This window comes from Actinocorallia populi, assembly GCF_002995495.1.
Lineage (GTDB): Bacteria > Actinomycetota > Actinomycetes > Streptosporangiales > Streptosporangiaceae > Actinocorallia > Actinocorallia populi.
The window spans coordinates 125,462-147,316 of sequence record NZ_PVZV01000013.1 but is presented as its reverse complement, the minus strand read 5'-3'; the positions used below and the strand labels follow the sequence as shown (position 1 = coordinate 147,316).

The 21,855-nt window shown below is 72.0% G+C and carries 20 protein-coding genes; 10 read left to right on the top strand and 10 right to left on the bottom strand.

The features are described from left to right. The first annotated feature begins 3 nt into the window (after nt 1–3). Entirely contained in the window at nt 4–705 is a 702-nt protein-coding gene (locus C2865_RS37495) for an IspD/TarI family cytidylyltransferase (protein ID WP_106403521.1), read from the top strand. Here the strand turns inward: C2865_RS37495 and C2865_RS37490 are convergent. Then, nucleotides 683–2,257 carry an LCP family protein gene (locus C2865_RS37490; RefSeq protein ID WP_106403520.1) on the bottom strand — a complete coding sequence of 525 codons (1,575 nt, stop codon included), beginning with the start codon at nt 2,255–2,257 and terminating at the stop codon, nt 683–685. The genes C2865_RS37495 and C2865_RS37490 overlap by 23 nt on opposite strands. An 89-nt stretch (nt 2,258–2,346) precedes the next feature. On the opposite strand from C2865_RS37490, the gene C2865_RS37485 reads away from it, so the two are divergent. Beyond that, nucleotides 2,347–3,366 (top strand): glycosyltransferase family 2 protein, encoded by a 1,020-nt coding sequence (locus C2865_RS37485; RefSeq protein ID WP_106403519.1) that lies wholly within the window; start codon nt 2,347–2,349, stop codon nt 3,364–3,366. 10 nt (nt 3,367–3,376) lie between these two features. Here the strand turns inward: C2865_RS37485 and C2865_RS37480 are convergent, their stop codons facing one another. After that, nucleotides 3,377–4,693, bottom strand: a complete 1,317-nt coding sequence (locus C2865_RS37480; RefSeq protein WP_106403518.1) for a UDP-glucose dehydrogenase family protein — start codon at nt 4,691–4,693, stop codon at nt 3,377–3,379. 41 nt (nt 4,694–4,734) lie between these two features. Here C2865_RS37480 and C2865_RS37475 point away from each other — a divergent pair, with 41 nt between their 5' ends. Next, the gene (locus C2865_RS37475; RefSeq protein ID WP_232836032.1) at nt 4,735–5,904 is read left to right on the top strand and encodes an acyl-CoA dehydrogenase; all 1,170 of its coding nucleotides are present in this window, start codon (nt 4,735–4,737) and stop codon (nt 5,902–5,904) included. 8 nt (nt 5,905–5,912) lie between these two features. Here C2865_RS37475 and C2865_RS37470 read toward each other — a convergent pair whose 3' ends face one another. Next, nucleotides 5,913–6,620: a glycerophosphodiester phosphodiesterase gene (locus tag C2865_RS37470; RefSeq protein ID WP_106403516.1), complete on the bottom strand. Its 708-nt coding sequence runs from the start codon at nt 6,618–6,620 to the stop codon at nt 5,913–5,915. 44 nt (nt 6,621–6,664) lie between these two features. Between C2865_RS37470 and C2865_RS37465 the strand changes: the two genes are divergently transcribed. The 3 genes from C2865_RS37465 (at nt 6,665) to C2865_RS37455 (ending at nt 9,023) form a co-directional block, all read left to right on the top strand. Beyond that, nucleotides 6,665–7,825 (top strand): 5-(carboxyamino)imidazole ribonucleotide synthase, encoded by a 1,161-nt coding sequence (locus C2865_RS37465; protein ID WP_106403515.1) that lies wholly within the window; start codon nt 6,665–6,667, stop codon nt 7,823–7,825. Beyond that, entirely contained in the window at nt 7,825–8,316 is a 492-nt protein-coding gene (gene purE, locus C2865_RS37460) for a 5-(carboxyamino)imidazole ribonucleotide mutase (protein ID WP_106403514.1), read from the top strand. The genes C2865_RS37465 and purE overlap by 1 nt, the downstream gene beginning before the upstream one ends. Nucleotides 8,317–8,450: 134 nt before the next feature. Further along, nucleotides 8,451–9,023, top strand: a complete 573-nt coding sequence (locus C2865_RS37455) for a GtrA family protein (RefSeq protein WP_232836031.1) — start codon at nt 8,451–8,453, stop codon at nt 9,021–9,023. Here C2865_RS37455 and C2865_RS37450 read toward each other — a convergent pair. Both C2865_RS37450 and C2865_RS37445 read right to left on the bottom strand, forming a co-directional pair. Then, complete coding sequence (locus C2865_RS37450) at nt 9,007–10,278, bottom strand: ATP-binding protein (protein ID WP_106403513.1); 1,272 nt, start codon at nt 10,276–10,278, stop codon at nt 9,007–9,009. The genes C2865_RS37455 and C2865_RS37450 overlap by 17 nt on opposite strands. 38 nt (nt 10,279–10,316) lie before the next feature. Next, entirely contained in the window at nt 10,317–10,988 is a 672-nt protein-coding gene (locus C2865_RS37445) for a response regulator transcription factor (protein WP_106403512.1), read from the bottom strand. Between the two features lie 122 nt (nt 10,989–11,110). On the opposite strand from C2865_RS37445, the gene C2865_RS37440 reads away from it, so the two are divergent. From C2865_RS37440 to C2865_RS37425, 4 genes are all read left to right on the top strand, one after another. Next, the gene (locus tag C2865_RS37440) at nt 11,111–11,554 is read left to right on the top strand and encodes a hypothetical protein (RefSeq protein WP_106403511.1); all 444 of its coding nucleotides are present in this window, start codon (nt 11,111–11,113) and stop codon (nt 11,552–11,554) included. A 182-nt stretch (nt 11,555–11,736) separates the two neighbouring features. Continuing rightward, nucleotides 11,737–12,081: a (2Fe-2S)-binding protein gene (locus tag C2865_RS37435; RefSeq protein WP_106403510.1), complete on the top strand. Its 345-nt coding sequence runs from the start codon at nt 11,737–11,739 to the stop codon at nt 12,079–12,081. Nucleotides 12,082–12,182: 101 nt separating this feature from the next. Continuing rightward, nucleotides 12,183–12,680, top strand: coding sequence for a bacterioferritin (bfr, locus tag C2865_RS37430; protein ID WP_106403509.1), 498 nt, complete (start codon nt 12,183–12,185; stop codon nt 12,678–12,680). Nucleotides 12,681–12,748: 68 nt separating this feature from the next. After that, nucleotides 12,749–14,212, top strand: a complete 1,464-nt coding sequence (locus tag C2865_RS37425; protein WP_198653874.1) for a CYTH and CHAD domain-containing protein — start codon at nt 12,749–12,751, stop codon at nt 14,210–14,212. Here C2865_RS37425 and C2865_RS37420 read toward each other — a convergent pair. The 5 genes from C2865_RS37420 to C2865_RS37400 all read right to left on the bottom strand — a co-directional run bounded on the left by C2865_RS37420 (nt 14,209) and on the right by C2865_RS37400 (nt 21,835). After that, nucleotides 14,209–15,120, bottom strand: a complete 912-nt coding sequence (locus tag C2865_RS37420) for an NUDIX hydrolase (RefSeq protein ID WP_106403507.1) — start codon at nt 15,118–15,120, stop codon at nt 14,209–14,211. The two genes, C2865_RS37425 and C2865_RS37420, sit on opposite strands and share 4 nt — an antisense overlap. Next, nucleotides 15,110–17,194, bottom strand: coding sequence for an RNA degradosome polyphosphate kinase (locus C2865_RS37415; RefSeq protein ID WP_106403506.1), 2,085 nt, complete (start codon nt 17,192–17,194; stop codon nt 15,110–15,112). Before C2865_RS37415 ends, C2865_RS37420 begins: the two co-directional genes overlap by 11 nt. A gap of 61 nt (nt 17,195–17,255) precedes the next feature. After that, nucleotides 17,256–18,206, bottom strand: coding sequence for an adenylate/guanylate cyclase domain-containing protein (locus C2865_RS37410; protein ID WP_106403505.1), 951 nt, complete (start codon nt 18,204–18,206; stop codon nt 17,256–17,258). 67 nt (nt 18,207–18,273) lie between these two features. Further along, nucleotides 18,274–19,170, bottom strand: coding sequence for a biotin--[acetyl-CoA-carboxylase] ligase (locus C2865_RS37405; protein ID WP_106403504.1), 897 nt, complete (start codon nt 19,168–19,170; stop codon nt 18,274–18,276). Nucleotides 19,171–19,219: 49 nt separating this feature from the next. Beyond that, nucleotides 19,220–21,835 (bottom strand): phosphoenolpyruvate carboxylase, encoded by a 2,616-nt coding sequence (locus C2865_RS37400; protein ID WP_232836030.1) that lies wholly within the window; start codon nt 21,833–21,835, stop codon nt 19,220–19,222. Between the last annotated feature and the right edge of the window lie 20 nt (nt 21,836–21,855).

The following is a 21,855-nucleotide window of genomic DNA, read 5'->3' as shown; positions in this document are numbered from 1 at the left end:
CAGGTGAAAACAGCCGGTGTGATCCTCGCCGGGGGCGTCGGCCTGCGGGTCGGCGCGGGCCGGCCGAAGCAGTTGATCGAGGTCGGCGGGCGTCCGCTGCTGGCCTACCCGGTGGAGACCTTCGCGACATCGCGGCTTCTGGACCGGGTCGTCCTCATCATGGCGCCGGGCCACGTGGCGGCGGCCGAGGAGATCGCCGCCCCGTACGGCGGCCGGGTGGAGGTCGTCGAGGGCGGCGAGACCCGCACCGCCTCCACGCTCCGGGCGATGGAGGCGATGGGCGGCGAGCCGGACGACGCGCGCGTCCTGTTCCACGACGCCGCCCGCGCGTTCGTCGAGCACGACGTGCTGGACCGCTGCCTGGCGGGGCTGCGGACCCACGAGTCCGTCGCGGTGGCGCTGCCCGTCACCGACACCGTGGTGTCCGTCTCGGGGGAGCTGGTCCGCGACATGCCGCCGCGGCCGAGCCTGGCGCGGTTCCAGACCCCCCAGGGGTTCCGGCTCGGCACCCTGCGCGCGGCCTACGAGCTGGCGCTGAAGGACCCGGAGTTCGTCGCCACCGACGACTGCGGCGTGGTGCACCGCTACCTGCCGCAGGTGCCCATCCGGGTGGTGGCGGGCGACGAGCGGCTGCTCAAGGTCACCCACCCCCTCGACCTGGTGCTGGCCGAGCACCTGGCGGCTACCCGCACAGGTTCTGCGTAGCGGTCCTGGTCTCGTAGTCGGGCTCCTTGGCCTCGGCGGCGGTCTCGACCTTCTTCGGCCTGGCCCAGTCGCTGCCCACCACGACCTCGATCCCGCTTCCCAGCGCGTCGACCTTCTGCAGCTCGGCGAACGGGATCGACGCCGCGAGGGTGCGGGCCGAGTCGGCGCGGGACGGGCCGTAGCGGATGAGCGTGGGCTTGATGTCGCGGCGCTGCACGACGCCGGTCACCCAGGGGGCGCGGAAGCCGGCGGCGGTCAGCCCGGCGCTGGCCTTCTTGGCCACGCCGGTGACGCCGGTGCCGTTGCGCACCCGGACGTCGATCTGCTCCGGCGGGACGGTCAGCGGCTTCTCGGTGGCGGCCGGTGCGGGCTTCGGCTCCACCAGCGGCTCGTCCCGGTCGATCTTGCGGAACATGCTGCGGGCCTCGCCCTCGTCCCACAGGACCACGGACTGGTTGATCCCGCCGAGCAGCGCGGTGCCCGCCGGGTCCTTCAGCGGCACCTTCACGAACTTCACGTCGTCCAGCGACAGGTCCTTGAACTGGTCGGCAAGCTCGGTGGAGTGCTTCTTCAGGCCCTCGTCCACCCGGACGGCCCCCAGCATCGCGGACAGCACCCTGGTGCCCCGCACCGGGTCCTTGACCTTGGCCAGCGACTGGCGCAGCAGGGACGAGACGAACGCCTGCTGGCGCTGCATGCGCCCGATGTCCTCGCCGAGGCCGTGCCGGACCCGGGCGTAGGCCAGCGCGGTCGCGCCGTCCACGTGGTGCTTGCCGGGACTGAGCTTCAGGCCGCTGGCGCGGTCGTCGATGGGCTGCTCGGTGCAGACCTCCACCCCGCCGACGGCGTCGACGACCTTGAGGAAGCCCAGGAAGTTGACCTCGACGTAGTGGTCGATGACCAGCCCGGTGTGCGCCTCGACGGTGTCCTTCATCAGCTGGGCGCCGCCGTAGGAGTACGCCCAGGTGAGCTTGCCCTGCTGGGAGGCGACCCGGCGCCCCTGGGTGCTCTTGTGGGCGGGGATGGTCACCAGGGTGTCGCGCGGGAGGCTGACCACCGTCACCTTGTCGCGGTCCTCGGAGACGTGCATCAGCATCATCGTGTCCGAGCGCGCCCCGGCCTCGCGGCCCAGGTGCAGCCGCTTGATGTCCGCCTCGCTCATGCCGTCGCGCTTGTCCACCCCGGCGAGCAGGATGTTCATCGCGCCGCGCGGCCCGGAGCCCTGGGGCAGCTCGATGTCGATGGTCTGGATCTTGTCCTTGAGGAACTCCTGGAAGCCCCAGGCGGTGCCGGAGGCGAACAGCACCACGGCGGAGACGGAGGCGGTCGCCAGCAGGTTGCGGCGGCGGCGCACGGCCTCGCGGGCCGAGCCTGGGCCGCCCGCCCTGCGGCGGCCGCGCGGCGGGTCGAGCTTCACCTTCGGCGCGCGTTCGCTGTCGACGGCGACGGCGTCCCAGCTGCCGCTGTCGTCGGCCACGGGCCCTCCCGGACCCTCCGCCCCCGCAGGTCTGGGGCGGAAGTACTGCTCGATCGGGTCGTCGTCCCCGGCCATGTCCAGCCCCCTTCGCTCCACCCCGACGGACGGAAATCCCTCCGATCGTGGCCTGCGGACCTGGCTGGATACGTTACCGTGGCGCCGTCATGAATCAGTCTCTCCACGCTGACGGCGAGCCGCGCACCACCTGGCCGGCCGTATCCGTCGTCATGCCCGTTCTCAACGAGGAACGCCACCTCGAGGACGCGGTGAACCGCATCATGGCGCAGGACTACCCGGGTGAGCTCGAACTCGTGCTCGCCCTCGGCCCGTCCAAGGACCGGACCGAGCAGATCGCCCGCCGCCTGGCCGAGCGCGATCCGCGGGTCATCCTCGCGCGCAACCCCACGGGGCGCACCCCCAACGGGCTGAACATCGCGATCAAGGCGTCCCAGTACTCCATCATCGTCCGGGTGGACGGGCACTCCCTGCTGCCCGCCGACTACATCCGGGTCGCGGTGCAGACCATGGAGGCCCACGGCGCCGACAACGTGGGCGGGCTGATGGCGGCCGAGGGCGTCACCCCGTTCGAGAAGGCGGTGGCGCGGGCGATGACGTCGAAGTTCGGCGTCGGCAACGCCCGCTTCCACACCGGCGGCGAGGCCGGCGAGGTGGAGACGGTCTACCTGGGCACGTTCCGGCGCAGCGCGCTGGAGCGGGTCGGCGGCTACGACGAGACGTTCGTGCGGGCCCAGGACTGGGAGATGAACCACCGGATCCGCCAGACCGGCGGACGGATCTGGTTCACCCCGGCGATGCGGGTCACCTACCGGCCCCGGCCCGACCTCAAGCAGCTGGCCAAGCAGTTCTTCTACACCGGCCGCTGGCGGCGGGTGGTGGGCCGCGAGCACCAGGGCACGCTGAACCTGCGCTACCTGGCCCCGCCGCTGGCGGTCGCCGGGATCCTGGTGGGCACCGTCGCCGGGCTGGCGGGCTTCTGGCCGGGCTGGATCCTGCCGGTCGGCTACTTCCTGGCGATCCCGGTGGGCGGCACCCTGCTGACCGGCGAGGAGCTGCCCTGGAAGGCCAGGCTCTGCCTGCCGTTCGTCTACGCGACCATGCACATCTCCTGGGGCCTGGGCTTCCTGACCAGCCCGCCCGGCCTGGGTCTCACCAAGGACCGGTGAGCGCCCCGCGTCAGGGGCGGCCCAGCGCCTTGTAGGTCCAGCCGGCGGCGCGCCAGCGTTCGGGGTCCAGGGTGTTCCTGCCGTCCACGATGTTGCGCGTCCGCACCCGGGCGCCCAGCACCCGGGGGTCGAGGTCGCGGAACTCCCGCCACTCGGTGAGCAGCAGGACGACGTCGGCCCGGGCCGCGGCCTCCAGGGCCGACTCCCCGAAGCCGAGGGACGGCTGGGCCTTGCGGGCGTTGTCCAGGGCCTGCGGGTCGTAGACGGTGACGTCGCCGCCCTGGTCGCGGATCCCGACGGCGACGTCGAGGGCGGGCGAGTCGCGCACGTCGTCGGAGTTCGGCTTGAACGCGGCGCCCAGCACGCAGACCCTGCGGCCCTGGAACGATCCGCCGAGCAGGTCGCGGGCCAGGTCGATCATGCGCATCCGCCGGCGGATGTTGATGGCGTCGACCTCGCGCAGGAACGACAGCGCCTGGTCGACGCCGAGCTCGCCGGCGCGGGCCATGAACGCCCGGATGTCCTTGGGCAGGCAGCCGCCGCCGAAGCCGAGGCCGGGGCCGAGGAACCTGCCGCCGATGCGGTCGTCGTGGGCCAGCGCCTGCGAGAGCTTGGTGACGTCGGCGCCGGTGGCCTCGCAGACCTCGGCCATGGCGTTGATGAAGGAGATCTTGGTGGCCAGGAAGGCGTTCGCCGAGACCTTGACCAGCTCCGAGGTGGCGAAGTCGGTGACCACCAGCGGGACGCCGTCGGCGAGCTGGCGGGCGTAGACCTCGCGCAGGACGCGCTCGGCGCGCTCGGACCGCACGCCGATCACCAGCCGGTCGGGGCGCAGGGTGTCCTGGACGGCGTAGCCCTCGCGCAGGAACTCGGGGTTCCAGGCCAGTTCCACCCCGGGTGCGGGGGCCAGCCGCGCCAGCAGGTCCGCGACCCGGGAGGCGGTGCCGACGGGGACCGTGGACTTGCCGACGACCAGGGCCTCCCGGGTCAGCAGCGGGGCGAGCGCGGTGATCGCGGCGTCGACGTGGGAGACGTCGGCGGCGTACTCGCCGGCTTTCTGCGGGGTGCCCACGCACACGAAGTGCACGTCGCCGAACTCGGCGATCTCCTCGTAGGAGGTGGTGAAGCGCAGGCGGCCGTTCTCCAGGTTGCGGCGCAGCACCTCCGGCAGGCCGGGCTCGTAGAAGGGGAGGTCTCCGGCGGACAGCCGTTCGATCCTGTCGGGCAGGACGTCGATGCCGAGGACCTCGAAGCCGAGCTCGGCCATGCATGCCGCGTGGGTAGCGCCCAGGTAGCCGGTCCCGATGACCGTCAGCCGTCTCACCACCGCAAACCTCCCTTTTCCTACTGGCGGGTAGCATGCCTGGCATGAGCTCTGACTTTCCCGCCTACGCTCCGTCACAGGAGCACGAGCTGCTCCGGCGGACGATCCGCGAACTCGCCGACACCAAGATCGCGCCGCATGCCGCCGAGGTCGACGACCAGGCGCGTTTCCCGCAGGAGGCCCTGGACGCGCTCGTGCAGAACGACCTGCACGCCGTCCACATCCCCGAAGCCTACGGAGGCAACGGGGCCGACGCGCTGGCCACCGTGATCGTGATCGAGGAGGTGGCGCGCGCCTGCGCGTCCTCCTCGCTCATCCCCGCGGTGAACAAGCTCGGCACCGTTCCTGTTCTGTTGTCCGGCGGCGAGGAACTCAAGAAGAAGTACCTGGCGCCGGTGGCACGTGGTGAGGCCATGTTCTCCTACGCGCTCTCGGAGCCCGAAGCCGGGTCCGACGCCGCGGGCATGAAGACCCGCGCGGTACGCGACGGCGACCACTGGGTGCTCAACGGCACCAAGATGTGGATCACCAACGCGGGCGTGTCGGAGTACTACACCGTGATGGCCGTGACCGACCCCGACAAGGGCGCCCGCGGCATCTCGGCGTTCGTGGTGGAGAAGTCCGACGCGGGCGTCTCCTTCGGGCCCAAGGAGCGCAAGCTCGGCATCAAGGGCTCCCCCACCCGCCAGGTGATCCTGGAGGACGTGCGCATCCCGGCCGACCGGATCATCGGCGCCGAGGGCACCGGCTTCAAGACCGCCCTGGCCACCCTGGACCACACCCGCATCACCATCGCGGCCCAGGCCCTCGGCATCGCCCAGGGCGCCCTGGACTACGCCATCGGCTACGTCAAGGAGCGCAGGCAGTTCGGCAAGCCGATCAGCGACTTCCAGGGCGTGCAGTTCATGCTCGCCGACATGGCGATGCGCCTGGAGGGCGCCCGCCAGCTGACCTACCACGCGGCGATCAAGTCCGAGCGCGCCTTCCACGGCGAGGAGATCCCGGACCTGACCTTCGTCTCCTCCGCCTGCAAGTGCCTGGCCTCCGACGTGGCGATGGACGTCACCACCGACGCCGTCCAGCTGCTCGGCGGCTACGGCTACACCCAGGACTTCCCGGTCGAGCGCATGATGCGCGACGCCAAGATCTGCCAGATCTACGAGGGCACCAACCAGATCCAGCGCGTCGTCATGGCCCGCCAGATCCTCAAGTAGGCGGCGGTTCAGCCCGTCCCGGCCGCCATCTCCTCCCACGCGGTGAGCGTGGCCGGGACGTCGTCGACGATCACCGCGTCGGCGGCCCGGTACTTCGGCAGGTCACCGGGCTGCGGGCACCAGACCATGACCTCCAGGCCCGCCTTGTGCGCCACCTCCAGGCAGTCGGCGAACGGGCGCTGCTTGGGGCTGGGCTCGCAGGACCCGGTGTGCAGGGCCACCGCCTGCAGGCCCAGTCCCGCGGCGGTGGCCACGGCGTGGCCGATGGGGAACCACAGCCAGGTCAGCAGGCCGCGCGGGACGCCCGTCCCGGCCAGGGCCAGCAGCAGCGCCGGGTCGAACGAGGTGACCACCAGCGGCCTGCGGCGCGCCTCCCTGCGCAGCACCCGCTCCAGCAGGGGGGCGGTGCGCGGGTCCAGCGCGTCCTCCAGCACCGTCTTGACGTCCACGTCGACGCCGACGTGATCGGGCAGCGCCTCGAACACCTCCTCGATCCGCAGCAGGCCCTCGCAGGGCCCGTCGACGAGGAAGGAACCGTCCTCGGAGGTGAAGTCGTGCCGCACCACGAGACCGTCGTCCGCGGCCCGCTGGACATCGACCTCCACCCAGCCCAGCCCCAGGTCCACCGCCCTCAGCAGGGACTCCAGCGTGTTCTCCGCCGGGCCCGATCCGCAACCGCGGTGCCCGATGATCGTAGGTGTGCCGTCAAACATCATGGTGCGCCCCCACTAAGCTGCTCGTTGTGAGAAGTCCTGGTCAGATGCCTGTTGTCGGAATGGTGGGCGGGGGTCAGCTCGCCCGGATGACCCAGCAGGCCGCGATCGCCCTGGGCGTCCGGCTGCGCGTGCTGGCCGGCGCCCCCGACGAGTCCGCGGCGATGGTCTGCGCCGACGTGCGGCTGGGCTCGCACGAGTCCCTGGCGGACCTGCTGGCCTTCGCCGAGGGCTGCGACGTGGTCACCTGGGACCACGAGCACGTGCCGGGCGAGCACATCAGGGCGCTGGAGGAGGCCGGAGTGGTCTGCCACCCCGGATCCGCCGCCCTGCTGCACGCGCAGGACAAGCTGGTGATGCGCGAGCGGTTGTCCGCTCTGGGCGCTCCCTGCCCCGCGTTCGCCCCGGTCCACGGCAAAGACGATGTCACGGCCTTCGCCGGAAATCACGGATGGCCGGTCGTGCTGAAGGCCACCCGCGGCGGCTACGACGGTAAGGGCGTGTGGGTCGTCGGCTCCGAGGACGAGGCGGCCGCCGTGCTCGCCGAGGTGCTCGCGGCGGGCACCCCGCTGATGGCCGAGGAGCGGGTGGACTTCCGGCGGGAGCTCGCGGCGCTGGTCGCCCGCTCCCCGCACGGCCAGGGCGCCGCCTACCCGGTGGTGGAGACCGTCCAGCGGGACGGCATCTGCGTCGAGGTGATCGCCCCCGCCGCCGACCTGGACCCCGAGACCGCCGCGCACGCCCAGGAGCTGGCCCTGCGGCTGGCCGAGGAGCTCGGCGTGGTGGGGCTGCTGGCGGTCGAGCTGTTCCAGACCGCCGACGGCGTGGTGGTCAACGAGCTGGCCATGCGGCCGCACAACTCCGGCCACTGGACCATGGACGGCAGCCGCACCTCCCAGTTCGAGCAGCACCTGCGGGCCGTGCTCGACCTGCCGCTGGGCGACACCGCCGCCAGCGCCGCCTGGACGGTCATGGGCAACCTGCTCGGCGGCGAGGACCCCGACCTCTACCCGCGCTACGAGCACGTGATGGCGCACGACCCCGGCGCGAAGATCCACTTCTACGGCAAGGGCGTACGGCCCGGCCGCAAGATCGGCCATGTGAACGTGACCGGAGAGGACCTGGAGCGCATGCGGGCGCGGGCGGCGCACGCCGTCGACTACCTGCGCGATCCGGGCTCGGTCTACCCCGAGGAGAGGGAGAAGTGATGGCTCCGCAGGTCGGCGTGGTCATGGGCAGCGATTCGGACTGGCCGGTGATGAAGGACGCCGCCGAGGCGCTGGCGGAGTTCGGCGTGGAGTTCGAGGCCGACGTGGTCTCGGCGCACCGCATGCCGCACGAGATGATCGAGTACGGCTCCTCGGCGGCGGGACGCGGGCTCAAGGTGATCATCGCGGGCGCCGGGGGCGCCGCCCACCTGCCCGGGATGCTGGCCAGCGTCACCCCCCTGCCGGTGATCGGCGTCCCGGTCCCGCTCAAGTACCTGGACGGCATGGACTCGTTGTTGTCGATCGTCCAGATGCCCGCCGGGGTACCGGTGGCCACGGTCGCCGTGGGGGCCGCGCGCAACGCCGGCCTGCTGGCCGTGCGTATCCTGGCCGCGGAAAATCCCGAACTCAGCACGAAGATGCTGGAGTTCCAGCAAGATTTGTACCGTCAGGCGAAAGCCAAGGGGGAGAGATTGCGGGAGAGTCTGTGAGCGGCCTCCGCTCCCCCCGAGCTTCCCTCTGACGGGAATGTCCGTGAACCGGGGTGACGTTCTGTTCTCGTCGCACACCGCGTGTGCGGACACTCCGTGACCGAAGGGCTGGTCGTTCTGCTGTGAGCCTCCTGGTGAACCTCCGTACGCGGCTGCGCCGCATGGCCCGCGAACTGGCCAAGTTCGGCAGCGTCGGCGCCATCTCGTTCGTGATCACCTTCGCGGCGTTCAACGTGTTCCACACCGGGCTCGGGCTGGGACCGATGACCTCGACCACCCTGGCCACCGTGATCGCCACCACGTTCGCCTACTTCGCCAACCGGTACTGGACGTTCCGCCACCGCGAGCGCAGCGGCCTGGGCCGGGAGTACATGCTGTTCTTCGCCTTCAACGGCATCGGGCTGGTCATCACCCAGGTCTTCATCGGGTTCGGCTACTACGTGCTGGACCAGCGGACGGCGATCGCCTCCAACCTGGCGCTGATCGTCGGCACGGGCGCCGCCACGGTCTTCCGCTTCTGGTCGTACCGCAAGTGGGTGTTCATGGCGCCCGAGCCCGCCGTCCGGACGGTCCAGGAGGGCCGGCCCCCGGCGGAGCGCCCCGCGCCGGACCCGCCGTTCCCGGCCGGGCAGGCGGTCCCGGACGTGCCCGCCCCCGGACGCCACCGGACCGCGCGGGCGGGCTCCCCGGTCAGACCGGGCCGCTGACCACCCGTTCGGAGGCCAGCTGGGCGTCCTCCTTGCGCCGCATGAGGTAGGCGAACAACGCGGGCTTGGGCTGCACCAGCTCCAGCCTGCCGCCGTCCACGGCCGCCAGCGAACGGGCCAGGTAGAGCCCGAGCCCGGTGCCGCCGCCCCCGCTGACGTTCCGTTCGAAGATCTTCCTGGCCAGTTCCGGCGGGACCCCGGGGCCCTCGTCCCCCACCTCGATGATCACGTTCTGCCGGGTCAGCAGGGTGTGGATGGTGACCGTGCCCTCCCCGTGCATGAGGGAGTTGTCCAGCAGGGTGGCCAGGACCTGCGACAGGCAGCTGGGCGTCACCACCGCCACCAGGTCCGGCTCGCCCTCGATCCTGATCTGCCTGCCGTCCTTGGCGAAGATCGGCCGCCACTCCTCGACCTGCTGCTCGATCACCAGATCGATCGAGGTCGGCACCGCCTGGCCGGTGCGGTCGTGCCGCGCCCTGGCCAGCAGCTGCTCCACCACCGCGACCAGGCGTTCGGCCTGGGCCAGCGCCGCGTGCCCCTCCTCGCGCACCACGTCGGGGTAGTCGGCGGCCTCGATCATCTCCTCCAGGCGCATGGTCAGCGCCGTGAGCGGGGTGCGCAGCTGGTGGCTGGCGTCCGAGGCGAACTCCCGGCTGGCCGCCAGCAGGTCGGCGATCCGGACCGCGCTGTTGTCCAGGACCTCCGCCACGGTGTCGACCTCGGGGATTCCGTAGCGGCGCCGCCGGGGCCTGGCGTTGCCCGTCCCCAGCCCGGCGGCGGTGTCGGCCAGGTCGACCAGCGGCAGGGTCAGCCTGCGGGCCAGCAGGATCGCCATCCCGGTCGCGATCGCCACCCCCAGCAGCACCAGGCTGGCGATCAGCAGCAGCTGCCGGAGCACCTCGTCGCGCACCTCGGAGTACTGCCGGTGGACGGTGACCATGACGTCGCCCCGGCTGCTGACGGCCGACATGACCGGCCCCTCGAGCGGCCGGCCCGCCGTCTCCGTCGTGTTGTCGGGAAGCCTGATCTCGACGTACAGGTTCGGGTAGGCGCCGGAGATCTGCGCCGGGTCGGGCCTGCGGCCCTGACCCAGCGGTACCTCCACCTCCTTGACCAGGCTGGCGGCCGCGGTCTCCAACCCCTGCTTGGCATCGTCGTAGATGAGCTTGCTGACCACGTAGGCCAGCGGGATGCCGAGCAGAAGGATCGCCGTGACCGCCACCCCGAGGGTGGACAGTACGAGTCGGCGTCTCATTCATCCCCCATGGCCGGCGGAGGCGGCCTGAGTCGTCTTCAGTCTCCGCGTTCGAACCGGAAGCCGACGCCCCGCACGGTGGTGATGTACCTGGGGCTGGCGGCGTCGTCTCCCAGCTTGCGTCGCAGCCAGGAGATGTGCATGTCGAGGGTCTTGGTCGACCCCCACCAGTTGGTGTCCCACACCTCGCGCATGATCTGCTCGCGGGTGACCACCTTGCCCGCGTCGCGGACCAGCACGCGCAGGAGGTCGAACTCCTTGGTGGTCAGCTGCAGCTCGTTCTCGCCCATCCACGCCCGGCGCGACTCGGCGTCGATCCTGACCCCCTGCACGATCGGCGTCTCGGTGCTGCCCCTGCGCAGCAGTGCCCGGACCCGCGCCAGCAGTTCGGCCAGCCGGAAGGGTTTGGTGACGTAGTCGTCGGCCCCGGCGTCCAGGCCGACCACCGTGTCGACCTCGTCCGCCCGGGCGGTGAGGATCAGGATGGGCACGCCGTGCCCCTCGGAGCGGACCCGGCGCGCCACCTCCAGTCCGTCGAGCTCGGGCAGCCCGAGGTCCAGCACTATGAGGTCGACGCCGCCACCGAGGGCCCTCTCCAGGGCCTGGGGCCCATCGGGGCTCACTTCGACGTTGTAGCCCTCCCGCCGCAGCGCACGCGCGAGAGGCTCGGAGATGGACGTGTCGTCCTCGGCGAGCAGTACTGAGGTCATGCACCGATCGTAGGACCATTCATGAACGTTTCCTGGGCAAGCACACAGGCTTGACCTGCGGTTTGCCACTCGTAGTACAAACTCAAATACGAATCATCCCACTGTTGTGGAGGAAAACCCCTATGTCCCGGACGCCGGTGCAGCCCCACCCCGAGGTGGCGCGGGCGGTGGGGGCCATGTTGTTCGGCGGCATCCTCTCGACCCAGGTCCTCGGACTGCCCCGCGGTTTCGAGATAGAGGGCTATGTCGGCGTCTTCATGATCTTTTCCTGCCTGCTCGCCTGGGCGGGCGCCGCCTGGCTCCTGGTCGAGGGCGGGAAGCACGTCTGGTGGTACACCCTGGCCGACGCCGCCCTGACGATCCTCGCCTGGCTGCTCACCCTGCTGTTCGGGCTGCCGGTCATCGACGAGCCCCTGAAGGGGCGCTGGCTCGACCGGCACAACCTCCTCCTGCTCTTCTTCTCGGCCAACCTCACCGTGCTGGCCGGCTGGGTGCTGTGGGGGCGCCGCAGGAGCGCGCATGCGCCGGTCTCCTCCGCGCGGGAACGGGCGCGCAGGCAGCGATGAGCGAAATGTGACCTACATCACTCCAGGAGATCAAAGCCCTGGAGTGCCTTGTTTTACGGGCTTTTACCCGCCACCCCGTGCCGGAGACCGGGTGCGGGAGGCGGAAGGGGTCTGGTCAGGCAAGGCAAGCCTCATGTAACTTAGGGATGCCTAACCTAATCACCGCCCCTAAGGATTTCGCGATGTACGTGTGCATCTGTAACGCCGTCACCGAAGACGCCGTGCACGAGTGCCTCGCGGCCGGGGCGAAGACCACGCGCGCGGTGAAGGAGGGCTGCGGCATGCAGCCCGGCTGCGGCACCTGCACCAGGCGCATCCGCACCATGGTGAGCGAGTGGCGGACCGCCTCGGAGCTGATGGACGCCCTCACCGGCGGCCCCGCCTCCCTGCAGCCGGTCGCCGCCGAAGACGACGAGCGGAGCCCGGAGGCCGCGCCGGCGATCGCGGCGGAGGGCGAGGACCCCGCCCCCGCCCGGCCGCAGCGGCAGCACCGCGCCCGCAAGGGGGTGAAGCAGCCCGCCGCCTGACCCCCTCCCTGACAGCGGGCCGCGCTGAGCGGCGCACGAGCCTGACGGCGACACGCCGTCGGGCTTGTCGTCATGCCGTGGAACCGTGCTTGGATGTAGTCATGGAAGGCGATAACGAAATCATCGCGCTGCTCAACGAGCAGCTCACCGCGGAACTGACGGCCATCAACCAGTACTTCCTGCACGCCAAGATGCAGGAGAACTGGGGCCTGGTGAAGCTGGCCAAGCACACCCGGCACGAGTCCATCGACGAGATGAAGCACGCCGAGGTCCTCACCGACCGGCTGCTCTTCCTCGAGGCGCTGCCGAACTACCAGAAGCTCAATCCGCTGCGCATCGGCCAGACGGTCAAGGAGCAGCTCGAGTCCGACCTGGTCATCGAGATGGAGGCGATCGTCCGGTTGCGCCGCGGCATCGAGGTCATGCGCCGCAAGGGCGACGTCACCTCGGCCCGCATCTTCGAGCACATCCTCGCGGACGAGGAGCAGCACGTCGACTATCTGGAGACCGAGCTGGGCCTGCTGGAGAAGCTCGGCGAACCGCTGTACATCCAGCGCTTCACCGACCCCGACCACGTCCACGGCCACAGTTACAACTGACCTGTTCCATCCGTTATCCGCGCGTGACACCCTGGATTCCCCGGTAGTCGGCGGAAGGGATGGTCGGGATGACCGAGCACTTGGAGGTCGAGCTCAAGTTCGACGCGGACAGCGGATTCGTCCTGCCGGACCTGAGCGACCTTGCGGCGGTCGGCGAACCCGTCATCCACGAGCTGGAGGCCGTCTACCACGACACCGACGACCTCAGGCTCGCCGCCCGCAAGCTCACCCTGCGCCGCCGTACCGGGGGCACGGACGCGGGGTGGCATCTGAAGATCCCCGCGGGGCCCGACGCCAAGCGCGAGCATCGGGCCCCTCTCTCCGACTCCCTCCCCGCGGAACTGGCCGGCCTCCTGCACGCCTACGTGCGGGGACGCGAGGTGCGGCCGGTCGCGACGCTCACCACCGTGCGGACCGTGCGCGAGCTGCGCTCCCCGTCCGGCGAGGTGCTCGCCGAGGTCGCCGACGACCTGGTCACCGGGACGATCGCCGGGACCCCCGGCGGCTCGTCCTGGCGCGAGATCGAGGTCGAGCTGGTCTCCGGCGACCCCGCGCTCCTGGCCGAGGTCGGCTCCCGGCTGCACGAGGCCGGAGCGCGGCGCTCCGCGGGCTCCTCCAAGCTGGGCAGGCTGCTGGCGTCCCGGATCGCCGCCCCGCCCGCCTGGGACGGCCCCCGCGCCGGTGACGCGCTGCTGCGGCACCTCGCCGCGCAGGTGGACGACCTGCTCTCCTGGGACCCCCGGGTCCGTCTCGAGCAGTTCGACGCCGTCCACAAGATGCGCGTGGCGGTGCGGCGGCTGCGCAGCGTCCTGGCCAGCGGCCGCCCCCTGCTGGACCGCGCGGTCACCGACCCGCTGCAGCCCGAGCTGCGCTGGCTGGCCGCGGTGCTGGGCGAGGTCAGGGACGCCGAGGTGCTGCACGAGCGGTTCAGCGAGCGGCTCGCCTCGCTGCCGGAGGTCTGCGAGGCCGACCCCGCCTGGCTGCGCCGCATCAAGAAGCGCGAACGCAAGGGTTACGCCGCCGTCCGCGAGGAGCTCTCCGGCGAGCGGTACTTCACCCTCCTCGACGCCCTGGACCGGCTGCTGGCCGCGCCCCCGTTCACCAAGCGCGCCCACCGCGACGCCGAGGAGGAGCTGCGCGCCCTCCTGCGGCGCAGCTGGAGGCGGCTCGAAAACGCCCACGCCGCGATCGGCGAGGCCCCCTCGGCGGAGGAGGCCGACGAGGCCCGCCACGAGACGCGCAAGGCCGCCAAGCGGGTGCGTTACACCGCGGACGCCGTCCAGGAGGTGCTCGGCAAGGACGCCAGGACCGTCTCCAAGGCCGCCAAGTCCCTGCAGGAGGTGCTGGGCAGGTTCCAGGACGGAGTGATAGCCCAGGAGCAGCTCAGGGCCGTGAAACCCGCCTCGGTGCAGGAGGCCTTCGGCCTCGGCGCCCTGTACGGGCTGGAGCACTGCGAGGCCGGGCGCGCGCGCGACGAGGTCGAGGCGGCCTGGGCCGACGCCCGCGCCCTGGCCCTCCCGCGGCTGGGTTAGGCCCCGTACCGGTCGCCGACGGCGTGGCGTTCCGCCGAGACGACCGCGCCGTCCGGGCCGGGCTCCCGGTGGAAGACCCAGAAGGACGCCTTGCGCAGTGACGGGTCCGCCGGGAGCCCGTCCCGCGGGCAGGCCTCCCGCGCCAGCACGGGGACCAGCTCCCCGTGCGTGCACACGACGAGCCCGTCGAGCCCGTCGTCGCGGGAGCCGACCAGCTCGCCGAAGCGGGCGGCGGCCCGCTCCGGCGTGGTGGAGCCCAGGGTGAAGGCCTGCTCGGCCAGGAGCGGGACGTCCAGCGCGGACGCGTAGTCCAGCAGGCTCTCCAGGCACCGGGCGGTGGCCGAGCTGAACACCCGTCGCGGCGCGTAGGCGCGCAGCAGCCGGGACATCTCGGCCGACTCCCGGCGGCCCCTGTCGTCCAGCGGGCGGACGAGGTCGCGGTCCCGCCAGTCGCGCTTCTCCCCCGCCGAGGCGTGCCGCAGGACGACCACCGGGCGGGTGCGCTCCGGCAGCGCCGCGTAGGCCTCCAGCACCGCGGTGTCGGGGGCGTGGCTGAGCCGGCCGAAGGCCTCCTCCAGCGGCACCCACTCCCACCGGTCGACCTCGTCTCCGGCGAGGAACGGTGCCGCCTCGCCGGCCTCGGCCGCCCAGTAGTCGACGCGTTTGAGCCCCTTGGCCGTCTCGTACTCGACCGACGGCAGGCGGGGGCCGAGCCGGGGCGTCACCCCGGTCTCCTCGGCGACCTCGCGCACCGCGGTGCGCAGGGGGTGCTCGCCGGCGTGCGGCTTGCCCTTGGGCAGGCTCCAGTCGCCGTACCGGGGGCGGTGGACGAGCGCCACCTCGCGGACCGCGCCGTCGCGGCGGCCCAGCACGGCCCCGGCGGCCCTGATCGGAGGGTCAGCCGCCATCCACGGTTCTCCAGCGGCGCGAGCGCATCAGGTGGGTCTGGATGTCCAGGGCGGGGGCCTCGGCGTCGCCGTTGTGGCGGGTCCACACCCCGTCGCCGTCCAGCCACCAGGAGGACGTGTCGGTCGCGACGCCCTTGTCGAGCAGCCGGAGCAGCTCGTCGCGGTGGGCCGGGTCGTTGACCCGCACCAGCGCCTCGACCCGCCGGTCGAGGTTGCGGTGCATGAGGTCGGCGCTGCCGAACCACACCTCGGGCTTGCCTCCGCACTCGTAGGCGAAGATGCGGGAGTGCTCCAGGAAGCGCCCCAGGACGCTGCGCACCCGGATGTTCTCCGACAGGCCGGGCACCCCGGGGCGCAGCGCGCAGATGCCGCGCACCCAGACGTCCACCGGCACCCCGGCCTGCGAGGCTCGGTAGAGCGCGTCGATGACGACCTCGTCCACGAGGCTGTTGCACTTGAAGCGGATGTGCGCCGGGCGGCCCGCGCGGTGGTGCCCGATCTCGCGCTCGATGCGCAGGACGAGCCCGCTGCGCAGGGTGTTGGGCGCCACCAGCAGCTGCCGGTAGCTGACCTGGCGGGAGTAGCCGGTCAGGTGGTTGAACAGCTCGGTGACGTCCTCGGCGATCTCGAGGTCGGCGGTCAGCAGGCCGAGGTCCTCGTACAGGCGCGCGGTCTTGGGGTGGTAGTTGCCGGTGCCGATGTGGCAGTAGCGCCGCAGGCTGCCGTCGGCCTCCTGCCGGACGACCAGCAGCAGCTTGCAGTGGGTCTTGAGGCCGACGAAGCCGTACACCACGTGGCAGCCGGCCTGCTCCAGCTTGCGCGCCCACTCGATGTTGGCGCTCTCGTCGAACCGCGCCTTGATCTCGACGACCACCACGACCTGCTTGCCGGCGTCGGCGGCGTCGATGAGCGCGTCCACGATCGGGGAGTCGCCGCTGGTCCGGTAGAGGGTCTGCTTGATCGCCAGCACCTTGGGGTCGGCCGCGGCCTCCTCGACCATGCGCTGCACGCTGGTGGCGAAGGAGTCGTAGGGGTGCTGGACGACCACGTCCCGCTCGCGCAGCGCGGCGAAGACGCTCCCCTCGGTGGGCAGCGCCGCCTTGGACGGCACGAACGGCGGGTACTTCAGCTCGCTGCGGTCCAGGTCGGCGATCTGGTTCAGCCCGCCGAGGTCCAGCGGGCCGGGGACCCGGTAGATCTGGCGCTCCTGCATGCCCAGCTCCTCGGTGAGCAGCTCGAGCACCTCGGTCGAGATGGACTCCTCCACCTCCAGGCGCACCACCGGGCCGAAGCGGCGGCGCAGCAGCTCCTTCTCCAGCGCCTGGAGCAGGTCCTCGGCGATGTCCTCGTCGACCTCCAGGTCCTGGTTGCGGGTGACCCGGAAGGCGTGGTGCTCCAGCACCTCCATCCCGTTGAACAGCTGGGTGAGGTGGGCGGCGATCACGTCCTCGAGCGGTGTGAAGCGGTTGGGCGAGGCCTCCATGAACCGCGGCAGGATCTCGGGGACCTTCACCCTGGCGAACAGGCGGGCCTCGGTGTCGGGGTCGCGCACGACGACGGCGAGGTTGAGCGACCGACCGGAGATGTAGGGGAAGGGGTGGGCGGAGTCGACGACCAGCGGGGTGAGCACCGGGTAGATGCGTTCGCGGAAGAGCCGCCGCAGGTGCTCGCGCTCGGACTCGGCCAGCTCCTCCCAGCGCAGGATCTCGATGTCCTGCTTGGCCAGGGCGGGCAGGACGTCGTCGCGGAAGCAGGCGGCGTGGCGGAGCATCAGCTCGTGCGCGATGACGGCGGTGCGCTCCAGCACCTCGCGGGGCTGGCGCCCGCTGGCGGAGCGGACGGCCAGGCCGGTGGCGATCCGGCGGAGGAGTCCGGCGACCCGGACCATGAAGAACTCGTCCAGGTTGGTGGAGAAGATGGCCAGGAAGCGCACCCGCTCCAGCAGCGGGAGGCTCCCGTCCTCGGCGAGCTCCAGCACCCGCTGGTTAAACTGGAGCCAGCTCTCCTCACGGTCCAGGAAGCGATCTTCGGGAAGGGGCTCGTCTCGGGAGATCTGTCCTGGAGTGGCACTCATGATGGCTGATGGTCCCCCTTGAAGATGAACGAACGGTGGACTCCGTGTTAATGGAATTTTTTCACTGCTGTGCGGAGCGCCGCACGACGTACGGTTGGATGATGCCCAGTCCCCGTACCGGTCTACGCACGATGCGCACGAGTTCGTAGGCGGGATCGCCCTCCAGCTCGGCGGCGAGGGCGGGATCGGCCACGAGGGTGCCCGGCCGGGCGATCGAGGTCAGCCGCGACGCCATGTTCACCGTGGTGCCGAAGATGTCGCCCATCAGGGGCAGGACCGACCCGTAGGCCATGCCCACCCGCACGTCGGGCACCTCGGTCTCGTCCCGGACCGCCTCGGAGATCGCCATCCCGATCTCCACACCGGTCCGTGCGTCGTCGGCGGCGTACAGCACCTCGTCCCCGAGGGTCTTGACCAGCCGGGCCCCGTGCGCCGCCACGATGTCGGAGGCGGTCTCCTCGAAGCGCTCGACCACCCGGCCCAGCTCCAGCTCGCTCAGCTCCCGGCTCATCGCGGTGAAGGAGACCATGTCCGCGAAGCCGACCGCCACCGGGCCGCGGCCCGGCAGGTCGCCGTCGCTGGCCGAGGCCAGCGCCCGCGCCACCGAGGCCGCCAGCTGGCGCCGCCAGGCGTGGACCACCAGCCGCTCCATCTCCGCCAGGTAGCCCTCGCTCAGCAGCTGGGACTCCGAGCCGGAGCCGAGCAGGATGCCGGTCTGCCACTCGGCCAGCCGCGCCATCGTCTGGCCCAGCGCCCTGGCCTGGCGCAGGACGAGCTCCTCGGACGTCCCGCGCTCCATCAGCCCCTGGATCCGCCGCAGCGCGTCCAGGTCGCTGTCGGAGAAGGCCGGCACCTCGTCGGCGGGGCCCGCGAAGCCGAACGAGCGCCACAGCCGCTCGGCGAACTTCCTGGAGACCCCGGTCAGCTCGGCGGCGTCCGCCCTGGTGTAGCTCAGCTCACCGCCCAGGAGGAGCTCTTCCAGCTCCTGGGACCCTCGCACCTGCCCGGACATCCTTCAACTCCCCGATTCCACGACCGATCGCCACAGCCGCGCGACAAAGGTTATGTGATGGTTGTCACTACTGTCCCGCTCGTCTCGGATTCCGGACATGAACGACATCACCGGCAGTGAAAGCCCGCTCCCCCGCCTCCGTCCCGACCACCAGCCTTCCCTCGGCGTCCACGTCAACGGCGGTGCCCGTCGCGGAGTTCCCGCCGGGCAGCTCCATCCTGACCTCCTGGCCCAGGGTGGCCGAGTGCTCGCGGTACGCCGCGCGCAGCCCGCTGCCGTCCGGATCGCCGTCCGCCGCCCGCCACTCGGTGTAGCGCAGCGCCAGCTCCCGCAGCACCGCCCGCAGGACGATCCCCCGGTCGTGGACCGCGGCGTCCTCCAGCACCAGCGAGGTCGCCGTCGGCACGGGCAGCTCGTGCTCGCGCAGCGAGACGTTCAGCCCCACCCCGACGACGACCGCGCCGTCCACGCGCTCGGCCAGGATCCCGGCCAGCTTCCGCTCCCCCACCAGCAGGTCGTTGGGCCACTTCAGCCCCGCCTGCACGACGTGCCCGCCGGGCTCGTCGCCGAAGTCCCCCCGGCCCGCCCGCGCGGTCACCGTCCGGATCGCGGCGGCCGCCGCCACCCCGGTCAGCAGCGGCAGCCAGCCCAGCCGTCCCGGGGGCACGCCGGGGCCCGGACGCAGCAGCACCGAGAACATCAGCCCCGACCGGGGCGGGGCGCTCCAGGCGCGGCCCAGCCGCCCCCGGCCCGCGGTCTGCTCCTCGGCCACCAGGACGGTCCCCTCGGGGACCTCCCTGCCGGCCGCCTCCGCCGCCCTGACCTGCTCGGCCAGATCGGCGTTGGTCGATCCGGTCTCCTGAACCACCCGCACGCCGCGCCAGAACGAGCCCTCCCGCACCAGTACGCGGTTGAGCGCCCGCTCGTTCAACGGGGGCCGGTCGAGGTCGGAATACGCGTCCATGCACCCATCCAATCCCACGGGGTCCCGAGGCCGTCCCCGGAGGGACCGGTCAGCCGGTGTTCTGCAGGCCGGCCGCGACGCCGTTGACCGACAGCAGCAGGAGGTTCTGCACCCTGGCCCGGTCCTCCTCGGGCACGTCGCCCGAGCGCAGCGCCTCGAGCGCGCGCAGCTGGAGGTGGCTGAGCGCGTCCACGTAGGGGTTGCGCAGCTCCACCGCGCGGGAGAGCACCCTGCGGTTCTCCAGCAGGCGGGTGTGCCCGGTGACCGACAGCACCAGCTCCAGCGTCCTGTCGTACTCGGCCATGACCGCGGCGCTCAGGTCGGGCCGGTCGCCCAGCGCCAGGTAGCGCTCGGCGATGTCGCGGTCGGTCTTGGCCAGCGACATCTCCGCGTTGTCGATCATCGCGGCGAACAGCGGCCAGCCCTCGTACGCCTCGCGCAGGTCGGGGTCGTCGGCGACGGCGGCCAGGCCGGAGCCGAGCCCGTACCAGGCCGGCAGGTTGACCCTGGTCTGGGTCCAGGCGAACACCCACGGGATGGCGCGCAGGTCGTCCAGGGTGCTGGCGCCGGTGCGGCGGGACGGGCGCGAGCCGATGCGCAGCTCGCCGATCTCGGCCAGCGGGGAGACCCGGGAGAACCACTCGGCGAAGCCGTCGGCCTCGACCAGGCCGCGGAACGCCCGGTGCGCGGCCTCGCTCAGCCGGTCGGCCAGCGGGCGGAACCGCGCGGCGGCCTCCCGCGCCGTGCGCTCGACCCGCGGGGTGGAGGCCAGCAGCACCGCGTGGGTGACCTGCTCGACGTGGCGGCGCGCGATCTCGGGGTGCCCGTAGCGGGCGAAGATGACCTCGCCCTGCTCGGTGACCTTGAACCGGCCCGCCACCGATCCGGGCGCCTGGGCCAGGATCGCCCGGCCGGCCGGGCCGCCGCCGCGGCCCAGCGAGCCGCCGCGGCCGTGGAAGAGCGTGAGCGTGATGTCGTTGGCCTCGGCCCAGCGGGCCAGCGCCTCCTGGGTGTCGTACAGCAGCAGCGTCGCGCTGGCCGGGCCGAGGATCTTGGCCGAGTCGGAGTAGCCGAGCATGACCTCCAGGCGCCGCCCCGTCTGGGCCAGCCTGCGCCGCACCGGCGGCAGTTCGATCGCCTCCCGCAGCACCTCGACGGCGCGTTCGAGGTCCTCGCCGGTCTCGAACAGCGGCACGACGTCCAGGACCGGGGCCTCCGGGCCCAGGGAGTCCGCCAGCTCGTAGACCGCGGCGATGTCGGCGGCCGAGCGGGAGAAGGAGATGATGTAGCGGCTGCAGGCCTGCTCGCCGAAGCGCTTCTGCGCCCAGGCGACCACCCGCAGGGTGTCGAGGACCTCCTCGGTCTGCGCGGAGAGCGCGCCGCCCGCCCGCACCTCGGCCAGCGCCTTCTCGTGCACCGCCGAGTGCTGGCGGATCTCCAGCTCGGCCAGGTGGAAGCCGAAGGTCTCCACCTGCCAGACCAGGTGCTGCAGCTCGCCGTACGCCTGCCGGGCCGCCCCGGCCGAGGCCAGGGAGTCCTGCAGCAGGACGAGGTCGTCCAGCAGCTCCTCGGGGCCGCCGTAGCCGAGGTCGGCGTTGCGCACCCGGGTCGACCTGATGCGCTCGGCCGCGTACAGGAGGTACTGGCGGTGCGGCTCGCCGGGCGAGCGCGCGGCGATCTCGCCGAGGAGCTCGGGGTGCGCGGTGCGGGCCGCGCCCAGCGCGTTGCGCAGCTCCGGGGACGGCGGGGTGGTGTCCTGGTGGACGGTCAGCTGCCGCCCGATCCGGGTGGCGGCGTTCTCCAGCGCGATCAGCACGTGCTGGGACTGGATCTTGAAGGCCTGGCGGGTGACCTGGGCCGTCACGTGCGGGTTGCCGTCGCGGTCGCCGCCGATCCAGCTGCCGAAGCGCACGTAGGCGGGGGCCAGCGGGGGCCGGGTGGCGCCGCCGTCGTACTCCTCCTCGCCCTTGAGCACAGTGTCCAGCGAGCGGTAGATCCGGGGGATCACCCGGAAGATCGTCTCGTCGAAGGCGGCGAGCGCGACCCGCACCTCGTCCAGCGGGTCCATCTGCTGCTGCCGGCGCTGGGCGGTGCGCCACAGCAGGTCGATCTCCTCGCGCATCCTGCGGCGCAGGTCCGCGCGCTCGCTGTGGGCGCCGGAGGCGTCGTAGGCGTGCAGCAGGTCGCCGACGCGGGTGATGGAGGTGACCACCGCGCGGCGCCGCGCCTCGGTGGGGTGGGCGGTCAGGACCGGCCGGAACTCCAGCCCGGCGACGGCCTCGGCCGCCTCCTCCAGCTCGGCGACGGCCTCGGCGAAGGAGGCGCGCTGCGGCGCGCCGCCCGCCACGTCCCGCTGGCGCAGCGTGCGGACGCGGTGGTGCTCCTCGGCGAGGTTGGTCAGGTGGAAGTAGACGGAGAAGGCGCGCGCGACCAGCTCGGCGCGCTCCAGCGGCCAGCCGGCCACCAGCTCGGCCACCCGGTCCCCCGGCAGCTCGCCCTTGCGGGCGGCGATCACGGAGCGGCGGAGGTTCTCGACGTCGTCCAGCAGGCCCTGGCCGCCGTATTCGACCAGCGCCCGCCCCAGCAGCGAGCCCAGCAGCCGCACGTCCGCGCGCAGCTCTTCGGGCAGGTCAAGACGGATCTGAGTGGCTAGGCTCTTGGTCACGGGGCCATCCTACCTAGGAA